The 15,639-nt window shown below is 44.7% G+C and carries 13 protein-coding genes and 1 pseudogene; 13 read left to right on the top strand and 1 reads right to left on the bottom strand.

All coding sequences use genetic code 11. From position 1 onward, the window contains the following. Positions 1 to 178 precede the first annotated feature (178 nt). Complete coding sequence (locus CRO25_RS19675; protein WP_256863700.1) at positions 179 to 1,198, bottom strand: zinc-binding dehydrogenase; 1,020 nt, start codon at positions 1,196 to 1,198, stop codon at positions 179 to 181. Positions 1,199 to 1,431: 233 nt separating this feature from the next. On the opposite strand from CRO25_RS19675, the gene CRO25_RS19670 reads away from it, so the two are divergent. The 13 genes and pseudogenes from CRO25_RS19670 (at position 1,432) to CRO25_RS19610 (ending at position 15,600) form a co-directional block, all read left to right on the top strand. Continuing rightward, positions 1,432 to 2,103 carry a response regulator transcription factor gene (locus tag CRO25_RS19670; protein ID WP_079696153.1) on the top strand — a complete coding sequence of 224 codons (672 nt, stop codon included), beginning with the start codon at positions 1,432 to 1,434 and terminating at the stop codon, positions 2,101 to 2,103. Continuing rightward, a complete protein-coding gene (locus tag CRO25_RS19665; protein WP_079696152.1) occupies positions 2,100 to 3,167 on the top strand; it encodes a HAMP domain-containing sensor histidine kinase in 1,068 nt (355 codons plus the stop codon). The genes CRO25_RS19670 and CRO25_RS19665 overlap by 4 nt, the downstream gene beginning before the upstream one ends. A 164-nt stretch (positions 3,168 to 3,331) precedes the next feature. Then, a complete protein-coding gene (locus CRO25_RS19660; protein ID WP_079696151.1) occupies positions 3,332 to 3,865 on the top strand; it encodes a hypothetical protein in 534 nt (177 codons plus the stop codon). Between the two features lie 80 nt (positions 3,866 to 3,945). After that, on the top strand, positions 3,946 to 4,545 hold the full coding sequence (locus CRO25_RS19655) for a hypothetical protein (RefSeq protein WP_256863699.1): 600 nt from the start codon (positions 3,946 to 3,948) through the stop codon (positions 4,543 to 4,545). A gap of 96 nt (positions 4,546 to 4,641) precedes the next feature. Continuing rightward, a complete protein-coding gene (locus tag CRO25_RS19650; RefSeq protein WP_256863698.1) occupies positions 4,642 to 6,102 on the top strand; it encodes a methyl-accepting chemotaxis protein in 1,461 nt (486 codons plus the stop codon). A gap of 160 nt (positions 6,103 to 6,262) precedes the next feature. Further along, positions 6,263 to 6,475: pseudogene (locus CRO25_RS19645) on the top strand (alpha/beta hydrolase); the annotation flags it as partial. A 278-nt stretch (positions 6,476 to 6,753) separates the two neighbouring features. Beyond that, complete coding sequence (locus tag CRO25_RS19640) at positions 6,754 to 7,683, top strand: transcriptional regulator (RefSeq protein ID WP_063565121.1); 930 nt, start codon at positions 6,754 to 6,756, stop codon at positions 7,681 to 7,683. Positions 7,684 to 7,881: 198 nt separating this feature from the next. Further along, entirely contained in the window at positions 7,882 to 9,174 is a 1,293-nt protein-coding gene (locus tag CRO25_RS19635) for an ABC transporter substrate-binding protein (protein WP_079696148.1), read from the top strand. 87 nt (positions 9,175 to 9,261) lie between these two features. Beyond that, complete coding sequence (locus CRO25_RS19630; RefSeq protein ID WP_076288454.1) at positions 9,262 to 10,152, top strand: carbohydrate ABC transporter permease; 891 nt, start codon at positions 9,262 to 9,264, stop codon at positions 10,150 to 10,152. Next, complete coding sequence (locus tag CRO25_RS19625) at positions 10,152 to 10,958, top strand: carbohydrate ABC transporter permease (protein ID WP_062318999.1); 807 nt, start codon at positions 10,152 to 10,154, stop codon at positions 10,956 to 10,958. The genes CRO25_RS19630 and CRO25_RS19625 overlap by 1 nt, the downstream gene beginning before the upstream one ends. Before the next feature lie 50 nt (positions 10,959 to 11,008). Further along, positions 11,009 to 12,775 (top strand): glycoside hydrolase family 2 protein, encoded by a 1,767-nt coding sequence (locus CRO25_RS19620; protein WP_079696147.1) that lies wholly within the window; start codon positions 11,009 to 11,011, stop codon positions 12,773 to 12,775. A 17-nt stretch (positions 12,776 to 12,792) separates the two neighbouring features. Beyond that, on the top strand, positions 12,793 to 14,577 hold the full coding sequence (locus tag CRO25_RS19615) for a glycoside hydrolase family 2 protein (RefSeq protein WP_079696146.1): 1,785 nt from the start codon (positions 12,793 to 12,795) through the stop codon (positions 14,575 to 14,577). Between the two features lie 12 nt (positions 14,578 to 14,589). Continuing rightward, positions 14,590 to 15,600, top strand: coding sequence for an aldose 1-epimerase (locus CRO25_RS19610; protein WP_256863696.1), 1,011 nt, complete (start codon positions 14,590 to 14,592; stop codon positions 15,598 to 15,600). Positions 15,601 to 15,639 lie beyond the last annotated feature (39 nt).

The following is a 15,639-nucleotide window of genomic DNA, read 5'->3' as shown; positions in this document are numbered from 1 at the left end:
CCTAAAACCGCCACGTTCTCCCGGCTTCCCCCATCGTAAAACGACCACAAAAAAAGGCCAACCAGTAATTACTGGCTAACCTGATAATACGAAAATCCGCCATGTTTGGCGGATTTCTTGTGTTAGGCTATAAGTTTTATGACAATAGGCAACACTCCAGAAATAAAGCTGTTTGATATTATGCTAGATCGATTACCACTTTAACGGTTTCTTTGGCTTCAATGGCCGTAGTAAAGGCTTCCTGAATATTATCCAGCTTATATACATGAGTGACCAGTGTGGACAGTTTTTCTTGGAAGCTGGTCAGATACTCCACCACCTTGCTAAAATCCTCGTGGGTGTAGCCACTGGAGCCTTTGATCTGAACTTCTTTGGACATGACCTGATGTAAACTGATCGGTACTTCAGCTTTATAAACGGCAATAATTGATATTTTGGCTTCAGGTTTGACGATCCTTATCATGTTCTCAAACAAAGCCGGAGCACCTGCCGCATCAATAAACACATCGACATCTGGGACGTCAACGCCGTATACGTTCACAGAACCGTAATGTCCAATCAATCCTTCTTCAAGTGTGGTTTCACCTGTATTCACGGTTAGAGCCCCAAGTCCCGCAGCTTTAGCCAAGCGCCATTCATCCATATCAACTACGCAGACATGTTTCATGCCTTCAGCAATCAAACTGGCAGCGGCCAGCAAGCCGATCGGACCTGCGCCCATCACGACAATGTGGTCTTCGGGCTCAGGGCTGGTACTGAAAGCGCCGTGTCGCCCAACACTCATCGGTTCAATCAGTGAAGCGACTTCTGCGGGTATCGTTTTATCCATTTTGTACAGATTATAATCAAGCTCGGCGTCTTCTATTAATACATACTGGGAAAACCCGGAGCATTCCAGGGATTTGCGTCTTCCTGCTTTTTTAGCAGTGATGGGATTGATCCCAACTCTCATTCCGATTTCTATCATTGGAGAAACTTCTGAGCCAATTTCAACAATATCACCGACCATTTCATGTCCAAATTCTGAACCAAGGCTGATGCCCATGTCACCTTTTCCAGCCTTTACAATATTAATATCAGTGCCGCAGATGCCGGCCCGCACATTTCTGACCAGAACATCTCGGGGACCTACGAACGGAATTGGTCTTTCTTCAACACGAATATCATTTTTACCATAATAGATGGCTGCTTTCATCATGACTTTCACTCCTTATGACTGATTATCGCCCATTTGCTGGTGCTGCCTATGAACGATTCGATAGGACAATCATGAAGTACGGATGTTTCCAAGTTGTTAGCAAGATGTTTGAGAGATATGAATTAGAATGATGAATTGAAAATAATAGAGCGGTGTACGCCGCCATAAACAATTTGTTAACAACTTTTTATTATAATGACCCCATTCAGTCAGCCGGAAAGGATGTTTTTTATATGATCCATATACTTGTTGTGGAAGACGATACCAAACTCAACCGAATTATTTGCACCTATCTATTCAACAATGGGTACGAGGCCAAAGGCTGCTTTAATCCACGTGAGGCATATGATTTGATGTATAACCAGATGTACGATCTTCTCATTTCCGATGTGATGATGCCAGAGATTGATGGTTTTGAATTTGCCGAGACCGTAAGAGGCATAAATAAGACCATTCCCATTCTTTTTATTACCGCCCGTGATGATATTTCCTCCAAACAAAGAGGTTTCCTTGCAGGCATCGACGATTACATGGTCAAACCGGTGGACCTGGACGAATTAGTCCTGCGTGTGGGTGCTCTCCTGCGGCGGGCCAATATCGCCCATCAGAAGAAATTGATTGTAGGCAGTCTGCTCATGGACGCCAATGATATGACGACTACGGTGGATGGCGAAGAAATTCCTGTGACAGTCCGGGAATTCAACATTCTTTATAAATTGTTATCCTATCCGAAACATACCTTCTCACGAGCTCAGCTTATGGATGAGTTCTGGGGTATCGAAAGTCAGACGAGCCTGCGGGCCGTGGACGTATATATTGTCAAACTTCGCGACAAGTTCTCCAGTTGTGAAGATTTCAAGATCATGACGGTACATGGTCTGGGTTATAAGGCCGTACTGCAATGAACAAGAAGCAGAAACCTGATGCACGAATCAAGTCCCATCTTTTTTCATGGAAAGAGTTCCTACTTACCTACCTTTTGCTGTCGATCCTGACGGCGGGTCAAGCGCTAATCTATGATGCGTATTTACCGGTGGAAGTTGTGCCGTGGCAGTACATTTTCGGAATCTCGGGATATTGGAGCATTGTGAGTCTCATTTTTTGCCTGGTTACCGCACGACAAAGGTATAAAACGTTTGATAAGCCTATGCGAAAACTCAGCGAGGCTGCAAAGCAGGTGGCAGAAGGCGACTTCTCGGTATATCTCGAACCGATTCATAGAGCGGACAAGCTGAACTACGTGGATGTCATGTTTGAGGATTTTAACAAGATGGTGGAGGAGTTGAACAGCATTGAGACTTTGAAAAACGACTTTATATCGAATGTATCCCATGAAATCAAGACACCGCTGTCTGTCATTCATGGCTACGCCACGGCCCTGCAGCAGGATGATTTGGAACCCGATCTTCGAAAAGAATATACGGATACTATTATTACCTCTACCAATAAGCTGGCGACCCTCGTCGTCAACATCCTCAAGCTGAACAAGCTGGAGAACCAGGAGATTCTGCCTGCTTCCAAGCCGTATGATGTATGTAGGCAGCTAGTGGATTGCGCGATATATTTTGAAAATGCATGGGAAGAAAAAAATATTGAATTTGTGGTCGACATTGAGGATCGCGCGATGATTCATGCTGAAGAGAGTATGCTGGAGATCGTATGGCACAACCTGATTTCCAATGCGCTTAAATTCACACCCTCCGGTGGAACAATTACCTTGAAGCAGAGTTCGGATGAAGATACGATCACGGTTATGGTATCCGATACAGGCTGCGGGATGGATGAGGAAACGATGAGGCATATCTTCGATAAATTCTATCAGGGCGATGCTTCCCATCATGCGGAGGGGAACGGATTGGGGCTTGCTCTTTCGCTCCGCGTTATTGAGTTGGTAGGTGGCGTTATATCCGTCAAAAGTGAACCTCACAAGGGCACGACATTTACAGTCCAATTACAAGTTAAACGTTGATATGCAATGCAGAAGGGCAGCCTGAATTCGATAAAATCCGAATTCAGGCTGCCCTTATTAATATTTCGTTAACATTTTATAAGCAACTTATAAACAACTTACCGCTACGATAGGAACATCCAATACAGGAAGAAGAAAAAAACTTGAAGGAGTGTTGAAAAACCATGAATGAACTAACCAAAAATGAACATAATTTCGTAGGCTATGAATACAAGGACATTACGGTAAAACAGGATTCCGAGTCCGTTTATGCCGATGGCTATACCCATTTTGGCTGGACGCTGGAAGGCACCTCGACGCCCTTTCAGAATGTGGGTTCCGTAACAATGAAATTCAAGCGTGATCGCAAAATCCGCAATAAAGCGGAGCTGACTCGTCTTCAGCGCCAGTTTGAAGCCTGTGTGACCGACATTGAAACGTTGGAACGTTCAAAGTTCACGAGTGCTTCTATCGTTGCCTATGGGATCGGTCTCGTAGGAACGGCATGTATGGCTGGCTCCGTATTTGCCTATCTGGACAACATGCTGCCACTGTCTGTCATTCTTGCCATTCCCGGTTTTGCGGGCTGGATCATTCCGTATTTTAGTTTCAGTGGTATTCGGCGGAAAAAGACAGATAAAGTAACCCCTTTTATTGACAAGAAGTATGACGAAATCTATGAAGTATGCGAGAAGGCCAATGGTTTGCTGGCCAAGTAAGAAAAATGCATTCGGAAAGGAAGATAGATATTAAGGCAATCTTTGTTCAGTACCTCGGAAACAAGCAAGATCGAGCTGCCATGTCTAACGCTGCCTCTCTTGTCATCAACGCTTTGATCGGCATAGGCAAGTTAAGCCTTGGTTTATATCTCCTTTCCGGATGGTTTATTACGAATGCGGTATATTATCTGATCCTTTGTGTTGCAAAAGCACAAGTGCTGCATCAATATAACGTAGCCAAAAGAATCGAATCCCCGCAGGAAAGGCATGTATTAGAGATTCAAGTCTATAAACGCGGAGGAATTCTGTTGTGTATACTGGGCATCTCCTATCTGCTGGTTTGTCTAAGAATGTATCTGCTTGGTGACGCTTTTGTATTTAAAGGTTACTTCGTGTACCTTGTAGCCGCCGTTGCTTTTACCAAACTGGCTTTTGGTATTTCCGGAACAATCGCTAACCGGCATCTGAAAAATCCCTTGATCTCCACATTGAAAATGATTAACTTTACCGATGCTATGGTATCCATTGTTGTAACTCAAGCCACGTTGCTGACGATGGAAGGCTCGCCTCATGCAATAAACACGAGTGCCTGCTTTGGCATGGGGTGCAGTGTGATGTTTTGTCTTATCGGGGTATGGATGATGCTTCATAAGAAAAAAGAGCCTGTAACGGAGGGATGAACATGGAACTATGGTATGTAATCCTGCTTAACATCTGTCTAATCCTGATAAAAATCATTAAAGAGAAGTTCACAAGTCGCTGAGGGGGAACAAACCATGACCATCATGCACAACAGCTTTTTTAGAAACAATACAACCAAAATAAACAAAATTATCGTCAAGATTTTATGGTTAACCCTGTTAGCATTCTGTTTCTTCATTGCCAGCAATGAGGTTCAACTCGAAGTCGTGTGCTCCCTGTTAATTGAGCTGTCTATTGCCACCGTATTGATTATTCGCAAAAAACCAGTCTTGACGATGGTCGTCCTGATGATTGCCATACTGACCTGTACGACGCCATATATTGAATCACCTGCAGCCGGAATGCTCATCATGGTTGTTCTATGTGTCATTTCCCTTTATTTGAACAGAGTTCTGCTATACGGGTTTGGGGCGATGTACAACATTGCTTATATTGTGATTTATTATTCAGGCCATCATCAATATGATTCGACTTTTTTCATGACGATTGGGTTCATCGAACTGACGATCGTTGCTCTATATTTTGTATGTAAACGCGGCAGAGATCTGATTCAGGTTGCTCTTAACAAGGAAGCGGAAGCCAGAGAGCTTGTGACGGCACTCGATACTATGGTAGGGGTCATTCGTGAGAACACATCCATGCTGAACACGGATATTGCGAGCTGCAATAACGATATTCGTATGTTAAAAAATATGAGCAATACGATAACCACGAATATTCAGGAAGTGACGGAAGGTATACGCGATCAATCCGGGAGCATTGCACATATTAGTGAAGAGGTAAACAAGGCCGATGGGAAAATGTCTGAGATCAACCAAATGTCAAATCGACTCGCCGACATCTCAGAACAAAATGGTCTGGTTGTTCGCCAAAGCTCGGATCGAATTATTCAAATGGGCAATCAGATGGCTATTATTAATGCCACAGTTACAGAGTCAATGACGACCGTTGAGGAATTGAACAAAAGCATGGATGAAGTGAATACCTTCCTGACAGCAATCAACCAAATCTCTGATCAGACTAACCTGCTGGCCTTAAACGCAAATATTGAAGCCTCCAGAGCAGGGGAAGCAGGAGCGGGGTTTGCCGTCGTAGCCAATGAGGTCAAAAAGCTCGCGCAGGACTGCTCCAACATGGTTAAACAGATCGACGAAATTATTTATAATATCAAGCGGAAGACACAGCTTGTGGTTGAAAAAGCGACGAACGGAAGTCAAGCAGTGCAAGAAGGTAAAGCCATCTCCAGTCAAGTACTTGAGAGCTTTGACAATATCAAGTCTACATTTGAGCATATTGATCAATACATAGCGAAGGAATTGGATATGACGGATCAGATGAGCCTGATCTTTAATCGAGTTCGTCAACAAGTGGATCATATTTCTAATATCTCGCAGAAGCATGCCGCAGCGACTGAAGACGTCCTGGCAACAACGCAGGAGCAGAAAAGCAATATGGACGTCATCTATGAATTCATGGGCAAAATCAACCATTCGAGTATCCGTTTGCAGGATCTGATTACGAAAAACACGAAATAATCCCATACAAGATATCGACGTAGGAATAGTTAAAAACAATGGAGGTTATATGATGGATCATCATCAACAACTCAAAATGGTACAACAATTACGTGAAAATGTCGTAGGTACAGGCTCGGCACTTCAGCCAAGCTCGAGTTTTTCTGTAGGAACGGAAGAAGTGATCATTACAGCCGAAAAAGATTCACTTGCAGCAGAAGGAAGAAGCTATGCAGAACGGTTAAAACAAGCCGGTGTGAAGGTTTTTCATAAGGAATACGAGGGTGCACCTCATGGGTTCACGCATTTTGGTGATCTGGCTGTTGCAGAAGAAGCCTGGCACTTGATGAGTGATAAACTGAAAAAGGCATTTTCAACAGCGAAAAAAGATTAAATATAACGCTAAGTTTAAAATATAATGGATTACTACCATTCCCTTATCGCAGACAAGCGAAAAGAGGCATCGGATACGATGGCCTTTATCTTGCTGATATAAGGGATTTTTCATATTGGTTTGCGCACATTAACCGGAAATTGTATGAAAAACGAAGAAGAATGATGAAGTAAAAAGCAATTTGATACAAAATAAATGATTTGTTACAATATTATCGACTGAATTAAACTTTACGTTTAAATTTCCTGTTTTATAAATACATATGAGGTGGTGAACGAATGCTTGAGCTGAGTTTTGATAATCCGGATGAGCTGGTCACGGTCACGCATGCGTTATCGACTCGATCTAGAGTGGATATTCTCCGACTATTGATCTCCCAAAATCTGAATATCGTTGAAATCGCGGAAGCTCTCAAACTTCCCGTATCCACAGTAGCCAGCAACATCAAGGTTTTGGAAGCAGCAAGGCTGATTAATACAGAACTGCTGCCTGCCTCTCGCGGGGCGATGAAGGTATGCAGCCGCAATTACGATGATATTCATATTGCTCTTAATCTGGAGAAAGCAATTCCCAAAGGTGATATTCAGGTATACGAAGTGGATATGCCTATCGGTCATTATAGTGATTGTGAAGTGTCACCCACTTGCGGCATGGCGAATGGCGAGGGCATGATTATTCGTGAGGATGAACCCGCAAGCTTTTATCATCCGAAGCATGTCGGAGCGCAGATTATGTGGTTTCGTAAGGGATATGTCGAATATTTGATGCCACTGGAGATTCCGGCAGAAGCGGTAATCGAATCGTTGGAACTGTCCATGGAAATATGTTCTGAAGCACCAAACTATGATCATAATTGGCCTTCCGATATCTCCGTATGGATTAACGGTGTGGAAATTGGTATGTGGACATGTCCTGGTGACTTTGGAGATCGGCGCGGAAAGCTCAACCCGGCGTGGTGGTTTGAATGGTCAACACAGTATGGTTTATTAAAGACATGGCGGGTGGATAAAAATAAGACGACGCTGGATATGGAGAAAATTTCAGCAGTGGATCTGGCTCAGCTTAACCTTCAAAACAGCCATAAGTTAAGGGTGCGGATTGGTATGAAGCCGGATGCGGTTCATCAGGGAGGCGTAAATCTCTTTGGGCGACAATTTGGAGATTATGACCAAAATATCAAGATGACTGTACATTATGCTGTTCATTAGAATGAGATGAGGAAGAAAGGCCTTGGTTGCAGATATTATGTAACTAAGGTCTTTTTTTATTTAATAATTACACTAAATGTGTTTGAAAGCGTTGACAAGTGATAATTACCCTTATATAATCCCCTATAGATACAGTAATAATGTAATAAAACAATTATATCGTTTGTATCTACAAATTAGAGTAAAGGGGATACTCGCATGAAAAAAAAGATCGGCAGGTTAGCACTGACATTATTACTCTCATTCTCAACCGTGTTAAGTGCATGTAGCGGAGGCAGTAATGAGGCGGGTGAGAGTGGCTCTGGTGATGGAAAAGTGACATTGTCATTCTGGACATTGTTCGATGGTGGTGATGGCGCAAACATGCAGACATTAGTCGATGAATTCAACAAAGCCCATCCGGACATTGAAGTGAAGAATACCAAATTGGCCTGGGGCGAGTATTATACGAAGCTCGTTACTGCTGTTGGTAACGGTAATGGACCGGACATTGGGATTTCCCATTCCTCCAGACTGCCCGATCTGATCAATCAGGGGGTTGTCACAGAGCTTGATACTCCGGCTACAGATGCAGGTGTGGATTGGGGCACCTATAACCAGAATCTCTTGGATGCGGTTACTGTAGAAGGTCAACATTATGCAGTCCCCATTGACACACATCCCTTTATCATGTTCTACAACAAAAAACTGCTAAAAGATGCAGGCTTGCTTGGTGAAGACGGAAAACCGATTCTGGAGCAATCGGCTGACGGATTTTTGAGTTTCCTTCAAACTTTAAAAGAGAAGTTGCCTGCCAAAACGACCCCGTTTGCATTGTCCAATAATAATGATGACCCTTACCGCTTATGGTGGTCGCTGTACTCCCAGTTGGGTGGTAACGACGTAGTGTCGGATGATCTGAAGTCCGCAGCCATTGATAAGGAGAAAGGCATCAAAGCCGCTGACTATATCCAGAAGCTTTATACCGAAGGCTATATCAAGAAGAATGATCCGGATTTCTATAAAAATTTTCAAAGTGGAACAGCCGCTATTATCATGACAGGGGTCTGGACGACAGGAACGTGGGAATCCACCAAGGGACTTGAGTTTGGTGCTATGCCAATTCCGAAATTCTACGACCAGGAAGCAACATGGGGAGATTCTCATACCATTGTTTTGCCACTGACTAAGGATGAGGACCCGGCTAAACGCAAAGCAGCGATGACTTTCGCCGACTGGGTTGCTGACAATGGTCAGGTGTGGGCGAAAGCCGGACATATTCCATCCAAGCCATCCGTGCTGGAAAAACAGGAATTCAAGGATCTGCCATACCGCAGTGATTATTCCGAAGTTGCGAGTGTAGTTAAATTCAGCAAACATTCCACCAAAAATGCACAAATCCGCGATGAAGCTGCCTTTAAATTTTTGAATGAAGTATGGATGAACAAAATGACTCCTGCGGATGCCATGAACAACATGGAGACAGCCATTCAGAAAATACTGAGCGAATAGAAGGAAGACGGGTCACGCAAGCCTGCGTTATCACCATCTCTAGACAAGAAATCGCCGGCTTGCGTGCCAATCAAAGGGGAGACGCATATGAAGATCAAAAAAATGAGAGCGGATATGCAAGCGCTGGTATTTCTGCTTCCATTCTTAATTATTTATGGTTTATTTACGATCTGGCCCATGATTAAAGGTGTGGAGATGACCTTCTACAAATGGACGTTGATCAAGAAAATGGATTTTGTTGGCCTGGATAACTTCCGAAAAGTTTTTCAGGACAGAGAGGTTTGGGAAGCGATCTGGCATTCAACCTTCTTTGTTTTCTTGAGTACACCGACCATGATTATACTCGCGATTCTGCTGGCTTTGATTGCCAACCGAAAATCGTCTTTACAAAAGTTCTACCGCATCATCTTCTTTATACCAAGCGTACTCTCCGTTGCCGTCGCAGCTTATCTGGGTTTATTCGTATTTCAGCCTTATACGGGATTCGTCAATTCCGTCCTGCATCTTGTCAGGTTATTGCCTCAAAATTCCGAAATATTCTGGCTGACGGAAACGGGGCTCGCCTGGGTCGTTATTACCGTAATTACCTTGTGGTGGACAGTCGGATTTAACTTTATTTTGTATCTTTCCGCCATGCAGGAAATACCTGATGAAATTTATGAAGCAGCAAGGCTGGATGGTGCGAGTGATACACAAATATTTTGGAGGATTACTCTTCCTTATCTTAAGCCACTGACCAAAACCATTACCATGTTGCAGATTATCGCTTCCTACAAGGTCTTTATGCAGATTTATGTCATTACAGGCGGGGGACCGCTGGATCAGACACGTCCGATTATTCAGTTAATCTATCAGACCGGATTCAAGAACAATAACCTGGGCTATGCCGCAACGATGTCCTATATTTTATTCGTGATCCTGCTGGTGCTGTCGGCGCTGCAATACTGGATGACTAACCGGAAAGGGGCGGAATACTGATGAAATGGTTATATCGCACAGGTTCTGCGTTGATGGCGGTTATGTTTGCGGCCCCACTTGTGTGGATGCTGATGGTCTCCATCAAAGAAGAAGGCATGAAGATTATTACGGTCCTAGACTGGTTTAAACCGCCATATTCACTTGCCGTCTATAACGAAATTCTGACAACGACAAAGCTGTCACAGTGGGTGGTTAACAGTCTGTTCGTCGCTGTGGTTGTGACCGTATTGACTGTTATTTTCGCTGCCATGGCTGGATTTGCCCTGTCCAAAGTACCGTTTCGTTTCCGTACATTTGTTTTTTTCTTCATTCTTGGCGGGCTGCTGATTCCGGGTGAAGCAACCATTATTCCACTCTATCAGGTAGCCAAGGATTTGCATTTGCTGAACTCATACAGTGGATTGATTATTCCTGCTTTGGCTTCACCAGTAGCTGTCATAGTGCTCAAAAGCTTCTTCGATGGGGTTCCCAATGATCTGCTGGAGAGTGTGCAAATTGACGGGGGAGGCTTTTGGCGAATCTTTACCAGCATCATGCTGCCTTTGACACGTCCGGCCATGGCATCGATGGCGATTCTGACATTTATCGGTTCGTGGAACAATTTCTTATGGCCATTCCTTTCCATAACCGATGATAATCTGTTTACGCTACCAATGGGTATCCCAACGCTAATGGGTCAGTATTCAGAAGATTACGTCAAACCGATGGTTATCAATGCAGTGGCTTCTGTTCCCATCATTATATTGTTTATCATTTTTGAGAAACAGATTGTTAAAGGCATCAGCATGTCCGGTATTAAGGGTTAACATTTTTTCAGGCCTATGAGCCAAATACAGAGGAGATCGGAGAGAACAAGATGACAACTAAATTTTACAACAAGGATTATCCAAGACCGCAATTTGTACGCAATGAGTGGTTGGATTTGAATGGAGAATGGGATTTTAGTTTTGATGATAATCAGGCGGGTGAAAGCGAGAAGTGGTACGACCAGAATCAGTTTCCGGAAGGGACGAAAATTAAGGTTCCCTTTACCTATGAGACCCAAGCGAGCGGTATCGGAATCGAGACATTTCATCCTCTGGTCTGGTACCGCAGAAGTGTTCAGATTCCCCAGGAAGCAAAAGGAAAACGGAGCATTCTGCATTTTCAGGGAGTGGATTATCGCGCAAAATGTTGGGTGAATGGAACGGTTGTTGGTGAACATGAAGGTGGGTACGCAGCGTTTTCATTCGACATTACCCCTTATATCACTTACGGATCGGAGAATAATATTGTTCTTGAAGTAGAAGACAGTCAGAGCGCGATGCAGCCTCGGGGGAAACAACGCTGGGTGGATGACAATTTTGAATGTTTTTATGTACAAAGTACCGGGATATGGAAAAGTGTCTGGCTGGAGCATGTGAGTGAAGCAAGGGTTGAAGCAGTTAAGATGACACCGGATATCGATCGTCATATGATTCGTTTGGACTTTCAATTGAATGGGATCGAAGGCAAGAACAACTTACGTTTGGAGACACGGATTGAGCTGAAGGGTCAGCATGTGCAAACTATTAGCCTATCTCCAGACAGACCCTGGATGACCGTGGAAGCTAGTGTCAAACATGAAGCAGGAGGTCCGTGGAAACAGTCGTTATGGTCACCGGGCTCACCGAACCTGTACGATATCGAGTTTGTGATGTACGAAGATGAGAAAGAAATCGATCGGGTTCATTCCTATTTTGGTATGCGAAAAATATCGATTGAAAATGGGCAGATTCTGCTGAACAATGCTCCGTTGTACCAAAGAATGATTCTGGATCAGGGCTATTGGACAGAGAGCCATTTGACCCCACCTTCAGTGGAAGCGCTGATTGAGGATATCGATAAAATTGCCGAGATGGGATATAACGGAATCCGTAAACATATGAAACTGGAAGATCCACGCTTTTTGTATTGGTGTGATGTAAAAGGCATGTTGGTATGGTCAGAGATGGCAGCAACCTTCGAGTTTAATGATGAGGCAGTGAGCCGATTCACCAAAGAATGGCTTGAAATTGTACCCCAGCAATACAATCATCCAAGCATCATTACCTGGGTGCCATTTAATGAATCGTGGGGAATACCGACGATTGGTCACGAGGTAAGGCAGCAGCAATTCACGGAATCCATTTACCATCTCACCAAAGCCATTGATCCGTATCGTCCGGTCATTACCAACGACGGATGGGAGCATACGGTATCGGATATTTTGACAATCCATGATTATGTGGAGACGGGAGAAGCTTTTCTGGAACGGTATCAGGATAAGGACTTGATCGTAAATAACAAGATTGCTTCCAATCGATGGAAGTTTGCTTTTGCTGAAGGTTACCACTATAAAGGACAACCCATTATCATCAGTGAATTCGGCGGTATTGCTTTCCAATCGGATAAAGGCTGGGGTTATGGCAATCAGGTGGACTCAGTTGAAGCCTTTATTGAACGTTTCCGTTCCATTACCGAAGCGATCAAAGCCATTCCCTATATCTCGGGCTATTGTTATACACAGGTCACCGATGTGCAGCAGGAGATTAATGGTCTGTTGACGGAAGACCGTAAACCGAAAGTGCCACTGGAAGTGATCTGTAAAATCAATCTGGGGTGACAGGAGAGCTGAACATCATGCTACGACAGGATTATCCAAGGCCTCAATTTGTACGTAAAGATTGGCTGAGTTTGAATGGGGAATGGGAATTTGAATTCGATGATGATAACAAGGGACGTTCGGAAAAATGGAGTGAGGGCAAGCGAGCATTCAGCCGCCGAATCCAGGTGCCATTTGCTTTTCAAAGTCAACTTAGTGGCATTGCAGATCCGGAATTCCACGATAATGTATGGTACAAACGGACCTTTGACATTCCGGAGAGCTTCACTGGCAAACGGCTGCTGCTGCACTTCGGAGCCGTGGACTATGAAGCCTCTGTCTGGGTCAATGGACAGCTTGTGGTTCGGCATGAAGGGGGACACACCCCTTTTCATGCCGACATTACGGATGCTCTGCTGGAAGGAAACAATACGCTGACCGTACAAGCGATAGATTATAGCAGGGATGTAACGTTACCACGCGGGAAGCAGTTCTGGCAGGAGCAATCTGCCCAAATTTTCTATACCCGAACTACTGGAATATGGCAATCGGTGTGGCTTGAAGCTGTCACACCCGTTCATCTACAGAAGGTGCGTCTCACTCCCGATGTCGATCGCAACGAGATCGAAGTTACGGCTCATCTTCAAAGGGAGCAAACAGAACCAAGGGATTGGCACGCACAGGATGTCAGGCTCCGTGTACAAATTGCCTATCAAGGAGAGCAGCTGTCTGAGGATGAATATCGGATTAGCGGCAGGACAGAGACCCGTACCATCGGGCTTCACACCTTTAACGAGCATGGCCTTAGCAGGCTGTGGTCACCAGAGCAGCCCAATCTGTATGACATTCATTTCACTGTATTGGTGGATGGTGTGCCTGTCGATGAGGTCGATAGCTATTTCGGCATGCGCAAAATCTCTATTGAACAAGGTAAGCTGTTTTTGAATAACCGTCCTTATTATATGAAGCTTGTTCTGGATCAAGGGTATTTCCCGGATGGAAATCTGACTCCACCGAGTGACGAGGCCATCCGGCGTGATGTGGAATTAACGAAGGAACTGGGATTTAACGGCGCCAGAAAACACCAGAAGATTGAAGATCCGAGATATCTGTACTGGTGTGATCAACTGGGACTGCTGGTGTGGGGAGAGATGGCGAATGCGTACGATTTCTCGGATCAATACGTCGCCCAGATAACAAGGGAATGGCAGGAGGCGCTGGAAAGGGACTACAACCATCCATGTGTTGTGGTCTGGGTACCTCTTAATGAAAGCTGGGGTGTTCCGAACATCCTAACCAGCAAGGAGCAGCAGTATCACGCCTTGTCGATGTATTATTTGACCAAGTCACTGGATTCTACCCGTCCGGTCATTTCCAATGATGGCTGGGAGATGGTTCAGACCGACTTGTATAACATTCATGATTATGAATGGAGAAGAGAGGTGCTGGAGGAACGCTATCGCACTCGTGAAAATGCGGTAAACGCCCTTCCGGGCAGTCGAAAGCTTAGCGTGGGTAACTATCGTTATGAAGGACAGCCCATATTAATTACCGAATTCGGTGGAATCGGGTATAAGAAAAGTGACTGGGAGGGCTGGGGTTACTCCGGAGCGGAAAATGACGAGGATTTTGCGCAGCGATTGCATGCGGTAGTACAGCCGCTATTGGATTCTCCAGTTGTAGAAGGATTTTGTTACACACAGCTGACGGACGTGGAACAGGAGATTAACGGTCTGCTGACGTATGACAGACAGCCCAAGATGCCGATGGAGCAGATTCGGGCCATTATTGAAGGACATTATCCATCGTCGACCGGCGAATAAGGAGGGGAATATGTGTTGAACACAAAGGAGACAAGTAGATCCTGGGAAGGCGATTTTCAAGGGGAAAAGGCCATTTACCTTCGCTTTGGTTCCAGTGAGGCTGTTATGCTACCGGAGATCGGTGGTAATCTGGTCGCTTATCGTGATCTTGAGCGGGGGCTTCGCTTCCTTCATGAACCTTCAGCGGAAGAGATGGATTCATTCAAGGCAAGACCCATGATTCACGGGATCCCGGTTCTGTTTCCGCCAAATCGCTATGAGGACGGGCGGTTTGCCTGGAACGGGCAGACGCTTCAGTTTCCGGTCAATGAGGATGCAACAGGCAATCATTTGCATGGATTTTTGTATAATACGCCCTGGGTTGTGGATGAGTATGGGCATACCGAGAATGAAAGCCATGTCTCGGTGTCCATAACTGTTGATGAAACTCATCCGATATACGTATGCTTTCCTTTTCAATTCAGTATTACATTACGCTACTCGCTTAGCAGTGATGGACTCATGCAGCATGTCCGCATTCGCAATCACGGAAGCTCCTGCATGCCGTGCCTGATCGCTTTTCATACTTCAATTAACGCTCCCTTTAATTCGGGGGGATCGGCTCGTGATTACAAGCTCAAGTTGACCATTGGAGACAGATGGGAATTGAATCAACGTATGCTGCCAACGACCTGTTTTCAGCCCTTGATTCAGGAGGAAGAGCAGATGCGTGACTCCGGGGTATATCCGTTCTTTGCAGAAATGGATAATCATTATACTGCTGTACCGCAAAATGGGAGAAACCGGATGGAGCTTCAGGATACGAGGAATGGAATGACCCTGATCTACGATGTGGGAACTTCTTATAAACAATGGATGATTTGGAACAATCATGCGGAAGAAGGGTTTTTCTGCCCCGAACCGCAGATTAATCTTGTGAATGCACCGAATCTGGATATGCAGGCCGAGGAAGCTGGATTATTTAGTTTGCAGCCGGGAGAAATCTGGGAGGAAACGAGCAGATTATATCTGCGTCATTTGTAAAAATAAAGATGAAGGGGAGCAGCCAGGACAGCTAATGCT

Source organism: Paenibacillus sp. RU5M (genome assembly GCF_900221055.1).
Classification (GTDB): Bacteria; Bacillota; Bacilli; order Paenibacillales; family Paenibacillaceae; genus Paenibacillus; species Paenibacillus marchantiae.
Note: the sequence above shows the minus strand (reverse complement) of the source record. Positions and strands in the feature narration are given on the sequence as shown.

What these genes read in the sequence shown, in the direction of transcription:
- CRO25_RS19615 (WP_079696146.1), top strand. Translation starts at nt 12,793, where the DNA reads ATGCTACGACAGGATTATCCAAGGCCTCAATTTGTACGTAAAGATTGG.
- CRO25_RS19620 (WP_079696147.1), top strand. Translation starts at nt 11,009, where the DNA reads ATGACAACTAAATTTTACAACAAGGATTATCCAAGACCGCAATTTGTA.
- CRO25_RS19630 (WP_076288454.1), top strand. Translation starts at nt 9,262, where the DNA reads ATGAAGATCAAAAAAATGAGAGCGGATATGCAAGCGCTGGTATTTCTG.
- CRO25_RS19655 (WP_256863699.1), top strand. Translation starts at nt 3,946, where the DNA reads ATGTCTAACGCTGCCTCTCTTGTCATCAACGCTTTGATCGGCATAGGC.
- CRO25_RS19675 (WP_256863700.1), bottom strand. Translation starts at nt 1,198, where the DNA reads ATGATGAAAGCAGCCATCTATTATGGTAAAAATGATATTCGTGTTGAA.
- CRO25_RS19625 (WP_062318999.1), top strand. Translation starts at nt 10,152, where the DNA reads ATGAAATGGTTATATCGCACAGGTTCTGCGTTGATGGCGGTTATGTTT.
- CRO25_RS19635 (WP_079696148.1), top strand. Translation starts at nt 7,882, where the DNA reads ATGAAAAAAAAGATCGGCAGGTTAGCACTGACATTATTACTCTCATTC.
- CRO25_RS19670 (WP_079696153.1), top strand. Translation starts at nt 1,432, where the DNA reads ATGATCCATATACTTGTTGTGGAAGACGATACCAAACTCAACCGAATT.
- CRO25_RS19660 (WP_079696151.1), top strand. Translation starts at nt 3,332, where the DNA reads ATGAATGAACTAACCAAAAATGAACATAATTTCGTAGGCTATGAATAC.
- CRO25_RS19650 (WP_256863698.1), top strand. Translation starts at nt 4,642, where the DNA reads ATGACCATCATGCACAACAGCTTTTTTAGAAACAATACAACCAAAATA.
- CRO25_RS19665 (WP_079696152.1), top strand. Translation starts at nt 2,100, where the DNA reads ATGAACAAGAAGCAGAAACCTGATGCACGAATCAAGTCCCATCTTTTT.
- CRO25_RS19640 (WP_063565121.1), top strand. Translation starts at nt 6,754, where the DNA reads ATGCTTGAGCTGAGTTTTGATAATCCGGATGAGCTGGTCACGGTCACG.